General features: G+C 60.9%; 17 protein-coding genes. 8 read left to right on the forward strand and 9 right to left on the reverse strand.

Annotated features, from left to right (window positions below):
* Positions 1 to 445 precede the first annotated feature (445 nt).
* From H4W27_RS13205 to H4W27_RS13910, 8 genes are all read right to left on the reverse strand, one after another.
* Complete coding sequence (locus H4W27_RS13205; RefSeq protein WP_192596635.1) at positions 446 to 3010, reverse strand: DEAD/DEAH box helicase; 2565 nt, start codon at positions 3008 to 3010, stop codon at positions 446 to 448.
* Positions 3007 to 3972 carry a HamA C-terminal domain-containing protein gene (locus H4W27_RS13210; protein WP_192596636.1) on the reverse strand — a complete coding sequence of 322 codons (966 nt, stop codon included), beginning with the start codon at positions 3970 to 3972 and terminating at the stop codon, positions 3007 to 3009. The genes H4W27_RS13205 and H4W27_RS13210 overlap by 4 nt, the downstream gene beginning before the upstream one ends.
* Positions 3973 to 4410: 438 nt before the next feature.
* Positions 4411 to 6015: a hypothetical protein gene (locus H4W27_RS13215; RefSeq protein ID WP_192596637.1), complete on the reverse strand. Its 1605-nt coding sequence runs from the start codon at positions 6013 to 6015 to the stop codon at positions 4411 to 4413.
* A 23-nt stretch (positions 6016 to 6038) separates the two neighbouring features.
* The gene (locus H4W27_RS13220; RefSeq protein ID WP_192596638.1) at positions 6039 to 7550 is read right to left on the reverse strand and encodes an SCO6880 family protein; all 1512 of its coding nucleotides are present in this window, start codon (positions 7548 to 7550) and stop codon (positions 6039 to 6041) included.
* On the reverse strand, positions 7547 to 9376 hold the full coding sequence (locus H4W27_RS13225) for a hypothetical protein (RefSeq protein WP_192596639.1): 1830 nt from the start codon (positions 9374 to 9376) through the stop codon (positions 7547 to 7549). The genes H4W27_RS13220 and H4W27_RS13225 overlap by 4 nt, the downstream gene beginning before the upstream one ends.
* A gap of 14 nt (positions 9377 to 9390) precedes the next feature.
* The gene (locus H4W27_RS13230) at positions 9391 to 10131 is read right to left on the reverse strand and encodes a hypothetical protein (protein WP_192596640.1); all 741 of its coding nucleotides are present in this window, start codon (positions 10129 to 10131) and stop codon (positions 9391 to 9393) included.
* 35 nt (positions 10132 to 10166) lie between these two features.
* The gene (locus H4W27_RS13235; RefSeq protein ID WP_225939520.1) at positions 10167 to 10430 is read right to left on the reverse strand and encodes a hypothetical protein; all 264 of its coding nucleotides are present in this window, start codon (positions 10428 to 10430) and stop codon (positions 10167 to 10169) included.
* 23 nt (positions 10431 to 10453) lie between these two features.
* Positions 10454 to 11083, reverse strand: a complete 630-nt coding sequence (locus H4W27_RS13910) for a DUF6668 family protein (protein WP_318782404.1) — start codon at positions 11081 to 11083, stop codon at positions 10454 to 10456.
* Positions 11084 to 11235: 152 nt separating this feature from the next.
* On the opposite strand from H4W27_RS13910, the gene H4W27_RS13245 reads away from it, so the two are divergent.
* From H4W27_RS13245 to H4W27_RS13280, 8 genes are all read left to right on the forward strand, one after another.
* Positions 11236 to 11502, forward strand: coding sequence for a helix-turn-helix domain-containing protein (locus H4W27_RS13245; RefSeq protein ID WP_192596642.1), 267 nt, complete (start codon positions 11236 to 11238; stop codon positions 11500 to 11502).
* Positions 11502 to 13013 (forward strand): hypothetical protein, encoded by a 1512-nt coding sequence (locus tag H4W27_RS13250; RefSeq protein ID WP_192596643.1) that lies wholly within the window; start codon positions 11502 to 11504, stop codon positions 13011 to 13013. Before H4W27_RS13245 ends, H4W27_RS13250 begins: the two co-directional genes overlap by 1 nt.
* Positions 13010 to 14404 (forward strand): AAA family ATPase, encoded by a 1395-nt coding sequence (locus H4W27_RS13255; RefSeq protein ID WP_192596644.1) that lies wholly within the window; start codon positions 13010 to 13012, stop codon positions 14402 to 14404. The genes H4W27_RS13250 and H4W27_RS13255 overlap by 4 nt, the downstream gene beginning before the upstream one ends.
* Positions 14405 to 14494: 90 nt before the next feature.
* Entirely contained in the window at positions 14495 to 14695 is a 201-nt protein-coding gene (locus tag H4W27_RS13260) for a hypothetical protein (RefSeq protein WP_192596645.1), read from the forward strand.
* Between the two features lie 291 nt (positions 14696 to 14986).
* Complete coding sequence (locus H4W27_RS13265) at positions 14987 to 16057, forward strand: replication initiation protein (RefSeq protein WP_192596646.1); 1071 nt, start codon at positions 14987 to 14989, stop codon at positions 16055 to 16057.
* Positions 16058 to 16982: 925 nt separating this feature from the next.
* Positions 16983 to 17570, forward strand: coding sequence for a ParA family protein (locus H4W27_RS13270; RefSeq protein ID WP_192596647.1), 588 nt, complete (start codon positions 16983 to 16985; stop codon positions 17568 to 17570).
* 336 nt (positions 17571 to 17906) lie between these two features.
* Positions 17907 to 18269, forward strand: coding sequence for a hypothetical protein (locus tag H4W27_RS13275; RefSeq protein ID WP_192596648.1), 363 nt, complete (start codon positions 17907 to 17909; stop codon positions 18267 to 18269).
* A complete protein-coding gene (locus H4W27_RS13280) occupies positions 18259 to 18945 on the forward strand; it encodes an RES family NAD+ phosphorylase (protein ID WP_192596649.1) in 687 nt (228 codons plus the stop codon). Before H4W27_RS13275 ends, H4W27_RS13280 begins: the two co-directional genes overlap by 11 nt.
* 148 nt (positions 18946 to 19093) lie before the next feature.
* Here the strand turns inward: H4W27_RS13280 and H4W27_RS13285 are convergent, their stop codons facing one another.
* The gene (locus H4W27_RS13285; RefSeq protein ID WP_192596650.1) at positions 19094 to 19396 is read right to left on the reverse strand and encodes a histone-like nucleoid-structuring protein Lsr2; all 303 of its coding nucleotides are present in this window, start codon (positions 19394 to 19396) and stop codon (positions 19094 to 19096) included.
* Between the last annotated feature and the right edge of the window lie 263 nt (positions 19397 to 19659).

Raw genomic sequence — 19659 nt, forward strand, 5'->3', positions numbered from 1 at the left:
TCCCCGTCAGCCCATTGGCGAACCGCCCGAGTTTCCTTCACTGGGCCGATGTCCGCCACGAGCTGGGAACCGAGGAGCTCTCGCAGCTCATAGACGAGCTCAGGCGTTGCCAGCTGGACAGATTCACGATGGGCTCGACGTTCGGCCTGTTCGGGTCCCGCGGGAGTCATGGGTTCAGCGTGCCACGGTGTACACCCGAAAACAAGGGTGAAACCACATCCAGGATCACACCCGATATGCCGATAATCTATCTTATGTCAGGTTGACTTAGTTCGCGATTCCCTCCCGTGCACCAATGCTCACGACCGTACAGGCGCCAGTATTACTGTAGAACTGTATCGGGGGTATCTCCCGCGAATCTTTTTGTACTGCCGCGGAGGAACGGGTTCCGATACGCACGGTCAGAAGTGACGACAATTGTTCGGGACCACAACGCGCTTTGGAACTAACCCGTTTGCCAACGACGCTGTGCCAGCAGTTGTCGTTGCGAGATGATTTCTCGCGCCGCGTACGCAGGCAGCTCAAGCTGCTCCAAGTCGATGTCCTCGATCCAGGCTGAGCATTGTGCGGGCGAGAGTGCGGGATCAAGCACAAACTCAGCGATCGCCCGAGTCGTGGCCCGCGACAGACCAACTGAGATGAATGACATGTCGGTCGGTCGGGGCACGCCAAGTTCGAGCATCATCTCGATATCGATCGAATCTACGCTCATTTGTCGCCCGAGCTCTCCAGCGGCCTGCGCTACAACATCGGCATAACACGACAGGTACCTCGGCGCCTCAAAACGCGCGATGTCCTCAATGTCTGCCATAACTCGTCGGATCAATCCCGGGTAGGAAACCTCGTCGCCCTTGGCGCGAAGCCATTTCGCGCGGTTATCGATAATGACGCTCAGAGGGACGCCCCGCATCCAGTGCACGATGAGTCGTGCAAGTGAGAGGCGGCGCGAGTGTGGTTCGAACGACCCTCCCAGATACTCAGCTACATAATCCAGAGCTGTCTTGTATTCTTCGAACGCGTCGTCGCTAGTCGGCAGCACGAGTGCGAGTTCTTCGGGGTGACCGTTTGCCAGGACGGCATCCAGTAGGCGCTGCATCGACATAGGACTGATGCCAGCGTGCTTCTTTACGAGTTCCGCGCGCACCTGCAGCCGTGGTGTTACGCGTCCAACGGCCGTAGCAATCCGATCAGCCTGGTCCAACTCCAAGGAGACGCCGTGGAGTCCTCTTAGATGTCCGTCGGACATGAAGCGTCCAGCAAGCCAGTTGAACGCCGACTCCATTTCCGCAGGAGTCCCGCGATCAGATTTCTGCGCCCCGCCGTTGATGTAATCCACCACGTCGGTGACGTTCGAGAGCGTCGCAGTCGCTGCAGGGATGATCGATGACCGCTCCCGTTTCCCAGGCTTCTCCGGCCACGCCCTCGAGTCTGACGTGTCGACGCAGAAAATATTCCCCTGGAACTCTTTACCCCACCTACCGGCCCGTCCGGCTAGATTCCAAAAATCCGACATTGGCATGTGCGATCCGGGACCTTTGTGAGGGGACCGGAGAAACATATTCTTGCACGGTAGATTAACTCCCTCAAGCAAAGTCGACGTACAGACGAGGTACTTGATATCGCCTCGTCTAAACAAATCTTCAACTTTCGCCTTCAAGACGAGTGGCATCTTACCGTAATGGAAAGCAACACCGCGTTTTGCGAAGGTAGCAAGTTGGAATCGCTTGTGCACAACTCCTTCGGAAAAATCGACCAGCTCTTGGACTGCGTCCGAAACATTCTCAGGTTCATCGCTAAGTGCGTTGAAAATGGTCCGTGCGAATTTCTCTGCCTCTGCGGGGCCGTTCGCGAAAACAAGGTTCCCCGTAGAGTCGCCCCCAATCGCAGCGGCGATGAGAGGCACCTTCTGGCCCACTCCATCCGGCGCTAAGGGAAGCTCGACCTCGCCGACCGGTTCTTCTTCACCGTCGTAAACCAGAGTGAGATTGTAGCGACGAGGCTGTCGACGCACCTGGTTGACGAAGATTAGATTCTGATTCACAGTCACCGTTTCCCCAACGAGAGCGGCTTTGCGCCTGGGTGATGATGGTGAATACAACAACACCTCGGGATTGGCTGATAGAGGACTCGCGAACACCAGTCGAACGTTTGAGTTTCGACGAAGCGCCTCATCGAGTACCTGTGTCAACAATATTCCGCGAGTGCCGTCGGAGATCTTCTGTGCTTCATCGACGAAAATTAAAGTTGGCGCGAACAGTGGCAACCGTTGATGCAACAGATGTAGCCGTTCCTGTGTCAGAACGAAGACCTGTTTGTCATAGGCCGTTATCTCGGGGTCCCAAGGGATCGTGTGGACGCCTACGCTGCCGTCAAATTGGGACCTAAAAACCGCGCTTACTTCTTCGACCAATGCTCTCGTGGGCGCGATGTACACAAGCTTGGCGTGCGTAGACTCTCGAAGTTCTGAGAACATCCACTCACGGATGATGTAGGACTTCCCGGCAGATGTTGGCGCAGATACACTCACCCAGTCATTGACAGACGCAAGTTCCCAGAATGTCTTTTGAAAAGGATTAACCTCGAGAACCTCACCGCTCGGCAGTCTCACCGTCAGTTCGGCGCGGCGTCCCAGCGCATCAAGAACTAGAGCTGACGAAGTTGCCTCGATCGACGTGAGAATGTTCCGATCCCGGTCTCGCATCAACGCGATCGCTGGTTGGTTTCCTACACGATCGAGTAGAAGAATGGCGGCGGCCTGCTGCTCGTTGGTGCTTTGTTTTGAACGCAGGCAACCTTGTGCAATGCGAAGTACGGTATCTTGCGCAACCTCATCGGGCTCCGGGGTGAGCGCGCTCGCGCAGATCAGCAGAAAATGCCAATCTGGTTCCTCCGTCAGAGCGGCCGACTCGTGTGCTAGAGGGACGTCAGCCTGGATTGACCGAACCGCTAGGCCCTCAAGCCCGGCTCGAAGTCTGCTGAGGGCAAGTACCCGGTCAGATAGTGCACTCATGGCTTCACATCGATTCGAAGCTCCGATTTTACAGCGTCTCTAAAGTCTTTTACGGACGGCATTGGGAAGAAGAAGACTTCGATGGCGTGCGCCGTGAGAGAGCGGTTCTCAAGACGTTTCTTAGTTGATTCGGCCCAGCTCGCGAGGGCTACGTCCAACTCTGCCCGGACCGCGGCTTCATCACGAGGAAGACTCGGGTAGTTGTCATGTACGAACCCGATAAGACAAGCGCCGCGCATCTCTACACTGGCGGACAGGAGCGAACTGTCATTAAAGTACTCCAAAAGACGGGCCGTGACCTCTGCGTTTCCAGTATCGGCGTAGTGTCGAATTAGGAATACATCCTGCTCATGGGCCATGCCGGTCAAGTAGGGCGCGATGCTGTCCATGCAATCTGTCATCGCCTTAGCAACGGACTCATAGAGCTTTGCCTCGCCCCAATACACAGCTAGATCACCGTTCTCAAGAAGTTTCGCGTGTACCCCGTCTGCGCCGTGATACTGCATCTCGGTACTCGTCTTCAAAGACATTTTGCTAAGAACCTGTGGAATCTCGAGTCCTTTTTCGAGTAGTGCATAGAGAAGAAGCTCTGCACCCTCACCCGTTTTTACTTGTGTCTGCGTAAACAATCGTGCTGCTTCATTGGCCAGGCGAGTAATCTCCGGGACCTGTCGATCGGGCGAGAGTTGACTAACTTTCTCGATATCCGTTCGGGGGATGCAGTAGTTCACTATCTGATTAGCAAGTTGCTGCGCCAAGGTCTTTAGGCGCGGGGTACCCAGCGGATCGCTTCGGAGGAGATGGCATCGGACTGTCGACCGCGTGCCATCGAGGGCAATCGGGTCGCCGTAGGTAACGAGCGAACTCTCCACTTCGTCCCATCCACCTCGCACAAGCCGCTGGACGACCTCGATTAATGGCGTCTGGGTATTGGAGGCGGATGGATCGTCGTCGTTAGTCATACGAGTCGCCAGATCGTACTTAGCGTCGGCGTCGTGAATTCAGGCGCACGTAGATAGTCCAAGTTCATCATCGACCTCCTCAATTGAGGGTCGATAAACCGACTCCCCAGGTCAGACTGGCGTATGACTAACCCTTCAGCAAGGATGTTAAGAAGTATTCACGACACGCCGGAGGGCATCTCCCTTAGTTGAAGACGACCGCAGGGAGGTGTCTCTATGAAGTTTCAGCACGTCCTTAGTCGTCTTCGGAGTGTGCTGCCGGATATGTACCGGGAGACTAGGTCCGGAGCCTCCGAGGTGGCCTGTCGTGCTTCGGATATGTCTAGCAACGGGGCAGACGTCGTTGTTGTGCGGGTGCCACGGTGTGAATAATTAATAGCTATGAGAATCGGGAGACTTCCCGTGCCGTAAGGATGCAGAACCGGTGCTGCCCGAGATTCATGTGATGGGTCTCGGTTTCCAGGCTTGGTTAGTCTCGGTGACCGCGACTTCCGCGGCGACTTGGAGCACCTTGAACGGAATCCCGGGCCGCTTACCGGTCTTGAGGATAAACTTGCCCGTGTGGGGTCGCCGCTCAGTGCCCACTCCCCCACCGGAATCATCAGTCCAGTCGGTGATCCAGGACTTCTCCGTATCCGACAGGGCGAACACCGTCTCGAGGTTGCCCATCTCATCCGGGGCGAGTCCACCGAGGAACACCATCTCTGAGCGGTTCACGAACCCCCACGCCACATCGGTCAGCGTCCCGGACGAGAGCTTCAGATCATTCATGGTGTGGGTGATCATGATCTGTCCAATGCCCCTCCCCCGGTTCAGCCGCGTCAGGGAGTCCACGAAGTAGACCATCTGATCCGAGGCGCGCAGCACCTTCCACAACTCATCCATCACCAGAAGATAATGCTTCGGCGGAATGCCTCGATCGGTGGTCAGGATCTTCTCGGTGGCCACGGTGACGGTCCCGAGGTTCCAGCACAAGGACTGCACCGCAGCCATGAGAACAGTGTCGTTCTCATTGACGCCGGACACGTCAAACACCACCGGCTTACCGGGAATGATGTGCGCCGACGTCCGCCGAGAAAATAGGTTGCCGTAGAGCCCATCAGGCCCCATCGAGATCAGCGCATCCAAGAGCCCCTGCACACGCGCGTCGTAGGCATCCTCGTCCTCGTGGGTCAGGGTCAGAGTCCGTAGCGTCGCCGGCCGGGACTGGATGAACTCGGTCAGATCCGGGATCAGCGCCGGGGTAGTGAGATTCGGGTCTAGCGTGCGGATCGCGTGAGACAAGATCGTGGTCTCGTGCGGTTCCAGGCTGCGCCGCGCGAACATGGCCACCAGCCCGCTCATCAACGAGAGCTGCTGCGTGCGCAGATCGTTGAGCCCTTCTTCCCGGGCATTCTCATTCTTCACGTCCGCCAGCGCGGCCGCGAAGGCCGACATGTCCATAGGGTTGATATGCGCGCGCCCCGGAGCGAACTCGATCACCTGGCCATCGGCCGCCCGAATCAGGTCCACGTAATCGGGCCGAGCGTCAGAGAGCGCCATAGGGATGATGCCCCAATCCAACAGGACCGCGACCATGCGCTTAACCAGCGAGGATTTCCCCAGGCCCGGTTGCCCGAGCACGAACGCCGAAGGGTTACGGATCAGCTCAGATGTGAACCAGGAGATCGGATCAGCACAGACCAGAGACCGGCGCCGCAAATCCACGCCCAGCGGAGCGCCGACGAGATCCACCCCGGAGCCGGCGATAAAGGGCCAGTAGCCGCAGAGCTGAACCGTGGTGCCCTGTAGCTCATAGGGACGTTCCACGAAGCCCACAGGCCCGCCACCGGGCCTGTTCCAGCCCGTAGCACCCGGCTGAGTCAGAGTTTCCTTGCGATCCGACTGGATCTGCGCGAAGACCCGTCGAAGCCCCGTGACCGGCTTCGCGGTCTCGCGAGCTCGACGGTCCTCCCGCTCCAATCGGGCGACATCTTTCTTGGAGAGCACCAGGCCCGAGGCTTCCGCCTGGCTGTGTTCCTTGGATTTCCGTGGACTCATCATCAACACCCCTTCAGGTGTGTGGTTTAGGAGAAGAAGTCTTGAATCTCGTCGTTGAGCAGCATGTGATCGGGCAGCACAACACCTAACGGCAAACCCGCCTGGAACGTCACGGCCTGATTCGCCAGTGCCTTACGAACGCGCAGACGCGTTCTCGAGAACAGGGCCGGCACTTCCTTATCCAGCCGGCGGAACTGTTCGGGATCAGTCACCGAGACAGTCACGATGGTCCCGAACCGGGCCACACCGGCCCCCATCGTTTCTTCCTGAGCCGACTTCAGCGCCGCCTTCTGCCGCTGCGCAGCCCGGACTGAAACCCGCTGCTGAGATCCACCGAAGGTCGCTTCCTTGATCTCGCGCTGCACGAGATCGGTGGTCCGGTCGATGGAGACCGGACGATAGAGCAGGGTCACCCGCTTACGGAGCACCCCTGGCATCGGCTCGAGGAGCCGGCGCAGAGAATCATGGGTGAATGTGCCGCGCGGTTCCTCATAGAGCGTCCAGGACGAGGAATAGGCCCTGTCGTGCTTGTAGTAGTTGAAGAGATCCGCAGCGTAGGACGGGCCGGCGTCAACCCAGCGCAGGTTCGTCCCGCCCTCCATCTGCGCTTCTTCCACGGCCGGCGCAGTCTGAGGATCATAGGCAACGCGCGTGAAGTCGATGATCTCCTGAGCCCCGCACGCCTGGACGACCCCGGCCCCGGTGGAATGCAGCCCGCCGAGGATTCCCGGGAGTCGATCGCCAATGTCGATCGCCATTTCATCGCGGCCACGATCGCGGTTCGCCTCGAACGCTTTACCGTCGAAAGTCACCGTGAGCCGCACCGTCATTTCCGGTGCCCCGTGGTCATACTCATCAGCGATTCCGTCAGTGACCATGCGAGCAAACTCAGGGCCACCATCAGCCCGGTTATGGGAGAGCAGTCGGCGCAGTCGCAGCCCGGTATCGGGCGCAGATTCAATCGTGACCGAGGCCCCGCGGATTCCGTCATCTTGGCCGCGAGCTTGGAGCCAACCGCCCCAGTGGGACACCTGACGCTTGACCGCTTCCTCATCCACGAGAGCATCGCCATCCGGGCGCGCCTCGATCACCACGGAGTAGTTATAAGCTCCCCGGCCGGTGATGCGCAGCAGTCCGAAGGGCTGGCCGGCGCTATCAAGGTGTTCTGAGAGTTCGGTATCGGCCATGAGCCCGGGAAGGCGCGTGACGCCATCCGGTGTCTGGCCCGTGGGGCCTGAGACGTAGAGGTGCTTGCCGGCACGTTCTTTACGTCGTTGCGCGATTTTCAGCATGGTTCTCCCATAGATCGAGTGGCCTTGCCGCTTGGTGACCAGCAACAGCACAGCGCCGAGTACCCCGACACCGATCACCACGCCGGTAACAGCCGCGCGGCCCGTGGCCATCAAAACGATGGCCACCACAATGAACGGAACCCCAGCCAGTGAGACACCCAGGGAGAGCCCCAAGATGCCGGTGCGCTGAGGATGGCGAAGGTTGCCATAGACCCCGGGGATCACCCCAGATGTTGAATCGCTCATGCGCCACTTTCCCCGTCGTCGCCTTCAACGGCATCGTTGATCTGTGCCCCGGAGGCAGTGCCGGTATCAATGACGTTCTTCAACTGCTGCGTCTTGGCAGCACCAGATCCCCGCGTTTTCCCGGTGGTGGAACCGGAATCACTACCGGTGTTCTGTGAGGCACCCGAAGCGGCTGCGCCGCCACCTGAGCCGCTGTGTCCGTCGCTGGAATCACCGGAGGATTCAGCGCCGCCGGGGGTGCCGGCGTCTACGCCAACACCACTAGATCCGCCGGCACCCTCAGAGCCACTGCCGGACCCGCCACCAGAGGAAGCAGATCCCCCACCGGAAGCCGAAGCCCCGGCGGGAGTCGAAGCATCCTGACCACCACCGGAAGATCCTCCCGAGGAATCACCCCCAGCAGCAGAACCGCCACCAGCGCCACCCGCAGCGCCGCCGGCCGAGGAAGCACCCGCAGCCGCGCCGCCGCTATCAGCCCCGGCAGATTCAGCGCCACCGGCTGCACCGCCAGCCCCGGATTCACCGGAGCCATCGTCACCGCCAGAAGAATCAGAACCGGAGTCGCTACCCGAGGTAGGAGTAGCGCCGCCCGGTGTCGAACCAGCAGCACCGCCACCAGAGCCCCCGTCAGCACCACCAGCAGATCCGGCACCGCCGGAGGCCCCGGCCCCTTGGCCAGCGCCTGACCCGGCCGCGCCGGATGATGCCCCGCCCGCAGCGCCCGCGCCGGACGCACCGGCACCAACCGCTCCGCCGCCACCCGCAGCGCCCACGCCACCGCTGGCAGCTGCACCGCTTCCACCGGCAACAGCGGTGCCACCCCCTGCTACAGCAGGAGCGGCAGCGCCGCCCGAAGCGCCTATGACCGCTGCGCCGGCCGCGACCGTGGCCGCGCCCGCAATAGCTGCGCCACCGCCAAAGGCGGCAGCGCCCATCGCCGCAGCAGGAGCAATGAACTTGATCAGCGCCGGCAGCGCGAGGCCGGCCAGCGCGAGAATGAGCATCCCGGTCATTGCCGCCGAGTAATTCTGCAGCTCGCCGGCGAGGTCCTCGATTTCTGAATCTTCGGTCATCATGCGCAGCCCCAGCGCGTAGATCCCGGCCGCGACTGGCTTGAAGAGCAATAGCGCGATAAGCCAGGAGTTGATCTTCTGAAACGCCTGTTTACCCGAGACCGAGCCCGTAGAGGCAGCCACCACAGGGAGGAATGCGAGCAGTACCAGAATGGTTACATCGCGGAAGATCATCAGAAGGAAGTTCATGATCGCGCCGAAGAACGTCAGCAGCGACACGATCAGGAAAACGCCGATGTTCTGGCCCATGTCACCGACCGGAGCGGCCAAGATCTCTAGGTTCGCGTCACCTTCCGTCGCCCGGTCAAGCAGCCAGGCGGCGGTGCTGTCGCCAGCGGCGAGTAGCGCCCCGATGGCCACCGCGTAGACCCCGGTGACCACGATCAGCGTCACTATGGGCGCGAATGCGGTGATGATCTTCTTGAAGTCCATACTCAGGACCATCCGGCCCAGGCCAAACAAGAAGCCGATGATGGCGAACGCGGCGATGTAGTACCCCATGTCCGCTTGCAGAGACGCCACCGCAGGGTTATCGAGGTCAGGCCCCGGAGCGTTCATCCACCAGGTGGAGATCATTTCCAGGAAGGCCACAGCGCCGTTTGCAAGGCCCTGAGCGACCGCCTCTAGAGCGGCAGTCGCGGCATTGCCCGCGATAGCGCTTCCGGTACCGAGGACGCCCTCAACGATTTTGCATGCGCCGTTGTCCCATGAGCACGACGAACCCTCTTCCTCAGCGGCAGCCAGGAGAGTCATCAGGACCATTGGACCTACCTCCACTCAGTGAAATCAGACGTTTCAGTCAGTTCGCTAAACGGAGCCTCACCGGCAGCGAGATCAAGTCGCCAGTCGTTCGCATCCTCGTTCCACAGCAAAGTGAAATCGTAGGCACCGTCCGCCGAAAGATCTGGATAACCCAGCCAGACCCGCACGGTCGCTTCTTCGGCGGAAGAATCCACGATTCGGAACCCGCGCACTAGCACGCCCTCAAAGTTCTCGGCAGATTCGTCGGCTGAGACCTGCGGCAGTGCTTCGCGTGCTCCTGGACTGTCTACAGCGGCCTCATACTCGCGGCCGACAACGAAGCTGAGGAACAGGCTTGGTGCGGCGAACGCTGCGCCGGCTGGCGTCTGGGAGAAGCAGCGCCAGAAGCCGTCCTCTTGGACGGCTGGCCCGTGCTCGTCAGAGACGGGCAGGGCCAAGCCCTCTGCCCCGTCGAAGTCTTCCCACGCGAATTCAGGTGCTTCAGCGGGGAACGCGCTATCGGCGTCCATACCCTCACACTGAGACACCGCACCGGCCTGTTCTTCTGCCGGTTCCTCATCTTCCGGTTCCACCGGCTCAGGAGCCGGTGAATCCGTGTTCTGCGCTGCTGGTTCCTCGTCGGGCGCATCATCTGAGCCGGCGGGAATCGTGAGCAGACCCACCACCACGACAACAATGACGATCAGCAGTCCCGCCCCCCAAAATATCCAGGAGCGCCCGCCGCGCTGCTTGTTTGTACGTGCCATATCGGTTTCCCGTCTCCGTCGTGGCTAGAGCGTCTTTAGATGAACACTCGGATGATGGCTGCCGCCGCCACGGCGAGGATGCAGACGATGATCGAGATCACCAGGCCCTTGAAGCCGTTGATCTCACGTCCGGTGAAGGACGCGAACGCCAGGAAGCCGGCCGAGGCGAGGAAGCCGGCGAGGCCGAGCATGATCACCGCCCAGGAGATCCAGTTCAACAGTGTGGTGAATCCTTCGACCCCGGGAGGCTGTTCCGGGCTCACGTCAGGGACGATGCCGGCCGGGGTCAGTCCAGACATTGCTGACAGTAGTTCGAGAATCATCATGCTTCTTCCTCTTCTGCTGATTGGTGGAACTGACGAGTGATCTTCTGTAGCCGCTTCGGTGGCTTGGTGAAGTCCGGCGGCTGCACCCGCCAGCTCTCCACCCAGGGGATATGCGCCCCCAACGGGGCCTTGCGCACCAGGCGCTTGACCGCGCGCCGCTGCCACTCAAGAAGGCGCGGGGCATCATCGACGAGGATCAGCCCCAGCAACCGGGAGTCATTGAGTTCCCCAGCAAGCCACTGCTGAGTGAAATCCTCAGCCGCAGCGACCCCCGCCCAGTGGGTCCGCGCGACGACCACGACACCGAGCCGTGGCAACGGTCGCACCCACCCGGAAGCCACCGGCCAGCCCGTGCCGGCGTCGAGGGCCTGTTCTCCGAGCATCGCTGTCACCGTGGAGGTTCCGGCTCCCCCGTGGAGCCCCGCGACCGTGATCAGCCGGTGGTCTTGAACCGGTATCCGTGGCCACGGCACCGTGTCAGCCGGGGCCGACACAGACGCCAGCGGCTTCTGAGGGCCTGTGACGATGGTCTTCTCCCCCAAGACCTCATCCCGTAACTCCCATACCGGTCCTGGGTCCTGGACTGGTATGTCGATGAACGGGTTGCTGCGCGGCACGGCTGGCACTCTCCTCGATCGCGGGTAGTCCTGCCCTTCAGAGCGCAGAGTGATCCGTAGACTCCAAGGGACCCTTCCACCCTAAATGCCTAATCAACGTTAAGAATATATAGACGATAGTAGATATATACGATCTCTTAGGCGTTTTGTACATTAGGAGCATGACCGTGAACGATCCCAAGTTGATCGATGAGCTGCTGAAGGACTTTCCTGACCTGGCTACGCCACAGGAGGTCGGGGACCTGCTGCGGGTCGGCATGGTGACGATCAATAAGTGGATCAGGGCAGGACACATCCCTGCGATCCGAGCCGGGCTGCGGGTTAATCGCATCCCCAAGAAGCAATTGAGGGATTTTCTGCTCAATGCCGATGAGATGAAAGACCCTGAGGCTGACGAGGCTCTCGGTAAGGAGAAGGATTCAGACTGATGGGCCAGATCACTCCTGATGAGGTTCCGGCGTTTCCTCAGTACGTCATCGATTACGACGAGGAAGCCCAGACCGCTCGACTCGATGGGGTGCCCATCGAACCGGCAGCAGGAGTGTCACTGCGTGAGGCTGCACTGACAGCAGCGGCGCGCAAAGCAGATACCCACGGCCTCGACGCAGTACGGGTCACGATCCGTTCCAACGTCGGGGAAGAGTGGAAGATGATCGTCTCCGTTCATGGCGAAACCATCGACACCACACCGCCCCCTGAATCGAAGAACACCCACAAAACCCGCAGACGCACCGCCACCGTTCTCGGCGGAGTCGTTCTGTTGATGCTCGTCGGCGGGGGAACCGCCGTCGCGGTGCATCTGAGCACCGATACAGACCAAGACCAGGACACAGCGCCCCCATGGGAGACCCCCGGGGCAAATGCCCAAGTCCCTGTGGGACTGCCTGACGGGTTCACCGGCCCGGCAGCCTGGTCAGTAGATATCAACGATGACACCGGAGTCACCGGGCTTGACGATGGACGGATTCTCACCGCGAACAGCGATGGAATCCTCTCCGCCCGGCATCCCGAGACTGCTGAACCGACGTGGGCCGGTTCAGGTGCTCCGGCGGATCTCTCAGAGATCCACGAGAGCACCTGGGCCGGCGCCCCCGTTCTGGCTTCCTACTCACGCGGGAACCTCAACCTATGGCCCATAGAGGAAGTGCGCCCCGGCGATGCCGTGGCCCCCGAACAAGTGCCGGTGGATCACACCGCCGAACTGCTGTGGGAGGGAGACGCCCCCCTGGTCAGCCTGGGTGACTTCGTGGTGCTTGTCCCCGACGAGGCGGGCACGCTGACTGAGGTCACGATCCCCGCAGGATCTCAGCCCGTCTCAGCCGTGGAGGGCGAAGCTGTCTCTATCGGTGCTGACGCGATCTACAGGACCGGACTCGATGGAGAGTCCACCGTCACCGAGTTCACCCCGCCCGGAGGTGTCGAGGGTCGGCCAGAGATGTTCTGGACCATCGGTACCGAGGCCCTGGTGCTGGCGTGGTCGGGCAACGGTGCAGCCGATGAACCGGTGATTGCGGTCATGGACCAGGACACCGGGGAAACGATCATCAAAGACCGGATCGAACGGCTGCCCAATGAGAGCGCCGAGATCACCTACAACACCGGATCGCAGCGCGCCGTGATTGGCGCCCTGGCGATCCGCTACGACGACGATCCCAGCCTCAACGAGGTCCCCGTGCTGGAAGATCCGGTGCTCGCCGGCAACACCCTCTACGGCAACACCACAGACGGGCCGGCCCAAGTGGATTTCGGCCGGTCCCAGGACGGGGCTGAGACCTACCCGACCTTCACAGATGACGACACAGCCCCGCTCATCGTCGCTGACGATGCCGCCTACGTCGTGGCCCCACGACTAGACGAAACGATCCTCTACAGGGCACCAGCAGACGTGGACGAGGCAGACGACGCGGAGACCTCTGAGAACGGAGACGACGATTCATGAGCATTCACATCAGCATCACACCAGACGGCGCCGCCACGCTGCACGGCGACGGGACAGAACCAGAAACCTTGGTTGCTGCCACCTACGCCGAAGCCCAGGCCCAGGCGATAGATAAGCTCATCGCCCGCGCCAAGGCAGCAGGAGAACCGCTGCACGCAATCACCGACGAGACTCCCCCGACCACGCTGCGCATTGAACCCAGCGGCACAGTGACCCCGGTTCCCGCTGCCGAAGCTCCCTCCAGCTCACCAGCCCCGACCGAGGCCCAGCCCGAGCAGCCCAGCGCAGCGCCGGCAGAACCAGCGCGGGCAGAGGTGAAGCCGGCCGCGCCCGAGCAGCCGGTAGAGCCCACTCCCCCGCCGGCCGCAGCAGCGCCGGCACAGCCCGCCACACAGGCCCCCTCGCGGCCTAATCCTTTCACCGCGGATTCCTCTTCCGCTCCCGCGCCGGCCGCGAGCCGGCGGCAGGTTCGCGAACAGCGGCAGAGCTTCTTGAACCAGGAGCAGCGCGAGCAGCCAGCCACCGAAGGGTGGCGCGGCGTGCTGGCGAGCATGGGGATCCGTATCGCCCCCAGCGAGGCAGAGAAGGCCCAGCGAATCGACCGTCAGGCGGTCTCTCAGCACTGGCCCGGACCCCGAACTATCGCCATCGTCAACGGCAAGGGTGGAGCCTCAAAGACCCCGACGACGATCCTGCTCTCAGCAGTGTTCGCCCGATTCGGTGGCGGCGGCGTGCTGGCCTATGACAACAACCAGACGCGCGGCACCCTGGGATGGCGCACCGAGCAAGGCCCCCACGACGCAACGATCCTGGATCTATTGCCGAAGGCCACTGACCTGCTTTCGACTGGGGCGCAGTCGGCGGATCTGGCGCATTTCGTGCACCACCAGACCACTGACCGCTACGACGTCCTGCGCTCAAAGCCGGTCGCCCTGGCCGAGGATCAGCGCGTCGATGCCGGTGATGTGGACGCCATTCACCAGGTCACCAGCAAGTTCTACCGGTTGATCTTCATTGACTCCGGTAACGACGAGTCCGATCCACTGTGGAAGCGCATGATCGACCTCAGCGACCAACTCGTGGTGGCCACCACCACCAAGGACGAGCACGCCGAGGCCGGAGCCCTTCTTCTGGAAGCTCTCGCGGACCGCGATGAGCGATCCGCAGCGCTGGCCGATGAGGCCGTGGTGATCGTCTCGGAATCCAACGACAGTGCGAAGGCCACCGAAGCGGCCGATGTCCGCGCCGGGTTCAGCAAGCTCGCTCGAGAAGCGGTCTCGATCCCGTATGACCCGGCGATGGTTGATGGGGTGTTGCACTATGACGCGCTGCGCAGCTCCACGCAGCGCGCATGGTTGCGCGCGGGCGCAGCCGTCGCTCGTGGACTCTGATTCTGATTCAGCTTCGACACGCCGAATCAGATTCACTCAATTCAGGCCCCGCTCAGGTTTACTAGGGAACACAGTCGAGAGGAGAGGTCGATGCCCCAGATCAACAAGGGTGATCGTGAAGTAGTCACTGTTCGCCTGCCCATAGAGCTCTTCCAAAAACTGGACACGTACGTGAAGCGTTCGCAGACCACCAAGACGGACTTCGTTGGTGGACTCATCGCAGAAGCGCTCGAGCCCGTCGACCTCGAAAACTTGGACCGGCAACAGGAGAGGTTGCCACTCACCGCATAAAAGAAGAAGCGCCCACCTATCGGTGAGCGCTTCTCCAAAGCCTTTTCAGAACCGTTCGGTCGCCAAACAGTCCGGTTCTGAATCCAACATCCCGAAGGACATTGAACCGATGACTCCCATGCATGGGAGGCACCTTCTGTGCTTCCCACTGTAGCACCACGCGCCCAAAAGCCCCAGGGACTACGCAACGCCACGGCGTTTCGTGCTGCTTTCCTTGGCCATATCGGCACCGCTTGGGCGCGTGCGTCCAAGACCAAGACCGCTCCATCGGTCCGAATCAGCGCCACTGAGTTGGCGGATTTCGAGTTCTTCACCCCTTCGCGCTCGGTGGGTTCTGCACTGGTGATCGATATTGACCGCCCGGAGGCGCTGCTCGAGATTTTCGACACGATCCCGACCGAGATCCGACCTTCCTGGATCGTGGAGACACGTAAGGGTGCACAGGCAGGTTGGTTGATCGATCCCGTAGACCTTCGCCCGTCCGCGCGGGAACGCCCGGTCGCCTACGCCCGCGCCGTCGGCGCTGCGCTGCGCGACGCGCTAGCCGGCGACGAAGCAGTAGACCCGTTGACCCCTGGGCGCGTGCGTAACCCTACATATCGGCGGGCTGAGTTGCGCGCACCCGCCACTCCCCCGGTCTATGGACTCAAGCAGCTACACCAAACGCTGAAAACCGCGGACCTATGGCCCGAAAGGAAGCGATTTACCGGCCGTAGCGCCACCAAGGAGGCCCACCGGGCCGTCGCGGCCGCGATGGACACCGGGAATCGGAACCAGACCGTGTTCGACGTAGCGCGTCAAGTCGCCTATGCCGGTGGAGACTTCGAGGCGGTGGCATGGGAGACCAACGACGCCGCTCCCGAGCCGCTGCAAGCTGCCGAGGTACGCGGCATCATCCGCAGCATCGCCAGATACATGGTGAACCCCCGTGGACACCGCTCCGCCGTAGCCATGCCGTCGCAGATGCGGGAACTGCTCGCAGAGATGGGCCGGCGTGGTGGATTAGCCAATACGCCAGCGCAGCGCGCCGCCCGTGCGTTGGGGCCTAGAGCGTCCTCAGTCGTCCGCAGAGCCCGGGCCAACACTAAGGCCCGCCAGGCCCAAAGAATGCGAGCAAAAGGCCATTCAGCAGCCGCGATCGGGAGAAAGCTCGCCGCCTCCCGAGCCACGATTTACCGGTGGCTGCGCCGCCACGTCACCCATCAGTGCCGAGTCTCATTAGTGGAGCATCAGGTGTTCCGTGGACGCCCCCACAAGATCCAGCGGGTGTCCAACACCTACCCTGGCTCCCCCAGGGCTACCTGCGTGAGCTCCAAGAGGCGTTGCTACAGCCTGCCCCTATGGTCGGGGCGTCCGGTCTGACAGCTCGGGAAGCGTGCTTCTGAGTCCTACGACTGTCTATCGACGTAGACTGCCGCGCACTTGGGCCGCGGACCACTGAACCGTCTGACATTGGGCGCACGACTCGTAGTTCGAGGACCTCGCTACCTGATTCATACGTTCGGCCGGTGCGGGGAGTTGGAACCACCTCTCCCCCATCCTGATGCCCAGCGCGTTGGTGTCTTTGCTTAGCCCGATCTGGCTGCCGTCATTGGTCGATAAGACGATGACGGCCGGTTGCGCAACCGCGGGTCAAAGATCCGCTCGGCCGACATGGAAAACGCCTTGACGTCGAGGAGCGTGACGTGCTCCGCTACCCTGGATTTCCGGTGATCCCGGGTAGCCTTGACGCCGTGGGAGTGTTTGATGGCGACTCCCCGAATATCGAACTCAGAGAGTTTCCGAACATCTATTGAGGGACGGGAAGGGCTCTTTGTTTGGGGCACCACTCCCCTATTGATCAGCCTGGGTCGTTTCTTGGTCAGTGCGCCGTCGAGGATAGCGATCACGACGGGCATCTATGCGACTTAGTACCTATCGAACATATCGTCGATAACAACAGGGATCCAGGGTCTTACCGTAATACCGGGACCGGTAGATAGAGTCTTAACGGTTTAGGGGTACCGGTATATGTGGCGGCAGGGGTACCGGTATCCCGGTAGATAGCGGAATAGGCGTAGCGTTAGAGCGGTATAACGGTAGTACCCAAATACTGCGAAATACTCAGGGGCCTACCGTAATACCGGGACCGGTAGATAAGACTGTAACGATATAGAGGTACCGGTGTATACCGTGATAAGGGTAACGGTAGCCCGGTATATAGCTGAATAGGCGTGTCTTTACACCGGTATCACGGCATCGCGGTAATACTGGCAATGACGAAATACCGCGATAGGGGAGGAGCTAGATGCGCATTGCCATCGTTAACAGCAAGGGTGGGGTAGGGAAGACGACCACCGCCATCTACCTCGCTACCGCCGCAGCGCGCGACGGCAGGGATGTAGAACTATGGGACGCAGATATTCAAGGGTCAGCAACCGAATGGGCCTCCCGCGCTCAAGACGAGGGGGAGCCCTTGGAGTACGAGGTCCACTCGGTATCGTTGCCGAAGCTTCGTCGCAAAGAGGCAAGGACCCCCTGGATCTTCGTCGACACTCCTCCGGGGCAAGCAGAAGTTATGCAAGCCGCAGTCGATTTCGCTGACTTCGTGATCGTTCCCGTTATGCCGGAACCAATGGGGCTCGACCGCGCCTACGCGACTCTCGATGGGTTGGCCCACGGGAAGGACGCGGCTCTGCTGCTGGGCGCCGTGGATAACCGAGAGAAGCTAACACTGACCACACGCGACGTACTTGCCGACGAGACTGCACCCCCAAAGTTCACCACAGAGATTCGGCGACGAACCGCGATCTCGCAGAACACCTACTCACGACCACACAAGCTGTACGGATACGAGACCGTCTACAAGGAGCTTAAGGAGATCGCTGGTGAGTGACATGAAATCGAAACTGGCCAACCGGCGTGCGCAGCAGCAAACGTCGGAGCCAAAGCCGACATTCACGCAGGCCCAGGGGAGCGCAGAGCAAACGAAGCGAACATCGTACGATCTCCCAGTCTCTGTTCACCGCCGTCTCAAACTTGCTGCGGTGGAGCAAGATCGGACGCAAGTCTCGATCCTCATCGAAGCCCTCAATGCTTGGCACGCCAGGCAGTCATAAATACCGGAAGCGGTATTTATGAGTCCAGGATTCTGGGGCACTCCCTAGCGCGGGACAAACTAGCGACGTTAGTGCGACAATAGGTTGCACTAGACCTAGAGGAGGTGGCCCCGATGAGTGAAACGGTTCGCACGCACTCAGCCGCTGAGTTCCCGATCAGGGACGTTTCAGAGATCGTCCAAGAACTCACAGAGGTCTTCGGGTCTTCGTTGCTGTCCTTCATTATGGAGGTGGACAGCCGGTCTCTGCAGCGTTGGGCCGGGGGTCACGGCATACGGTACGACTCAGAGAAGAGAGTTCGGGATCTCGACACCGTGGTCGCGTTCCTGCGGCAAAAAGAGGAGCCTGCCACGATCCGGGCGTGGTTCATGGGGATGAATCCGCAGCTCGATGATGCCTCTCCGGCTGAAGCCATCCGCGACGGCTCTGCCCGGGACGTCATGGCCGCTGCGCGTGCGTATCTCAATGCTGCCTGAGCCCCTCGAAGCCCCGGCCACCAAGGACCTCTATGACAAGCGGCTCTTCCGAGTCGCGCGAGCGGATAACCCCTTCTACTGGTCTGAGATCTCCGCCGAAGACAGCCCGCGCAAACACGCCGGCAACCGTTTCGACGTTCCCGGTCATGGGGTGCTGTACTTCGCTACCGACCTCGAAGGCGCCTACGCGGAGACCCTGGCCCGGTTCCGACCATCACCAGCCATCCGGAAACACGTGGCAGAACAAGACCCAGGCTTCATGATGGTCGGGGGAGTGCCGCGTGACTGGCGAGAGAAGCGCACCATCGCAGAAGCGGTCCTCAGCGACCCCTTGCCTTTCCTTGATGTGGAGAGCCTCCACACCCACGAAGCTCTCACCACCGTCATGGCGGCAGAGCTGGTGGACCTGGGGGAGGGGGTCATCGACGTGGCCAGTGTCCGCGGACGGAACAGACTGCTGACACGGGCGATTGCGTCGTGGACCTTTGATCAGCGAGACGCCGCCGGTAGGCCCGTTTACGGGGGTCTGCGGTATCTCTCCCGCGTGGATACGCGGTTTGAGTGCTGGGCTGTCTTTGGTGGGGCCGAGTTCCGTGAGACCAAGACCAGCCCGATCGATCCCAATGCGCCAGAACTGGTCTCCATCGCGGAGCTCTACAAGCTGCGAGTCTTCTGACCCACACGCTGAAGCGTTTGGGGTTCTCTGCGGAGACCGAGAGCGGGGATCCCCAGAACGGTGCGGAGCAGCGTGTGGTGCACACAAAGGGAGCCTGGACGCGACCCTCGCGTCCAGGCTCCCTTCATCGGTGGGAGGGTGTTGTCGTTTAGCGTTTCTTCGCGTTGCGGTATGCCTCGACGATGTCTCGATGCAGCCGACCCCTCGCGGAGACCTGGTGGCCGTTCTTCACGGCCCACTCGCGAATCTGCCGTGCCTCATTCTGTGGCGACGGGGGAGCGATCGCCCGGCCTTTGCGGATGTACTTCTTCAGCGTCTCGCGCAGCTCTTTGGCGTGTTCCTCACTGAGGTCGATCTCGTAGAACCGAGCATCCAGACCAAAGGTGACCGTCTCCTTCGCTTCACTGCCGTCGAGATCGTCCACGAGAACCACTTCTACCTTCTGAGCCATCTCTAATACCTAACTGTTAATTGATGAGGGGCGATATTTACATCGTCCAGCGCATCGCCTTCTGCAAGGAACGGTCCCGCAGAAGTGTTTGCGATTGTGAATACTCCTGAAAATGAAACTACAGGGTGAGACTTGAGGAAAGCTGAGCAAGACTGCGGGCCTCGTACGTGATTCGTCGACAGACTGTGGTTGCCCAGGGTGCCTCAGCAAACATTAGTTTTCTGAGACAGTCAGCAGAGCTTCCACGAGGCACCTTCAATTTC

Origin of the sequence: Nesterenkonia lutea (assembly GCF_014873955.1) — a bacterium.
Lineage (GTDB): Bacteria > Actinomycetota > Actinomycetes > Actinomycetales > Micrococcaceae > Nesterenkonia > Nesterenkonia lutea.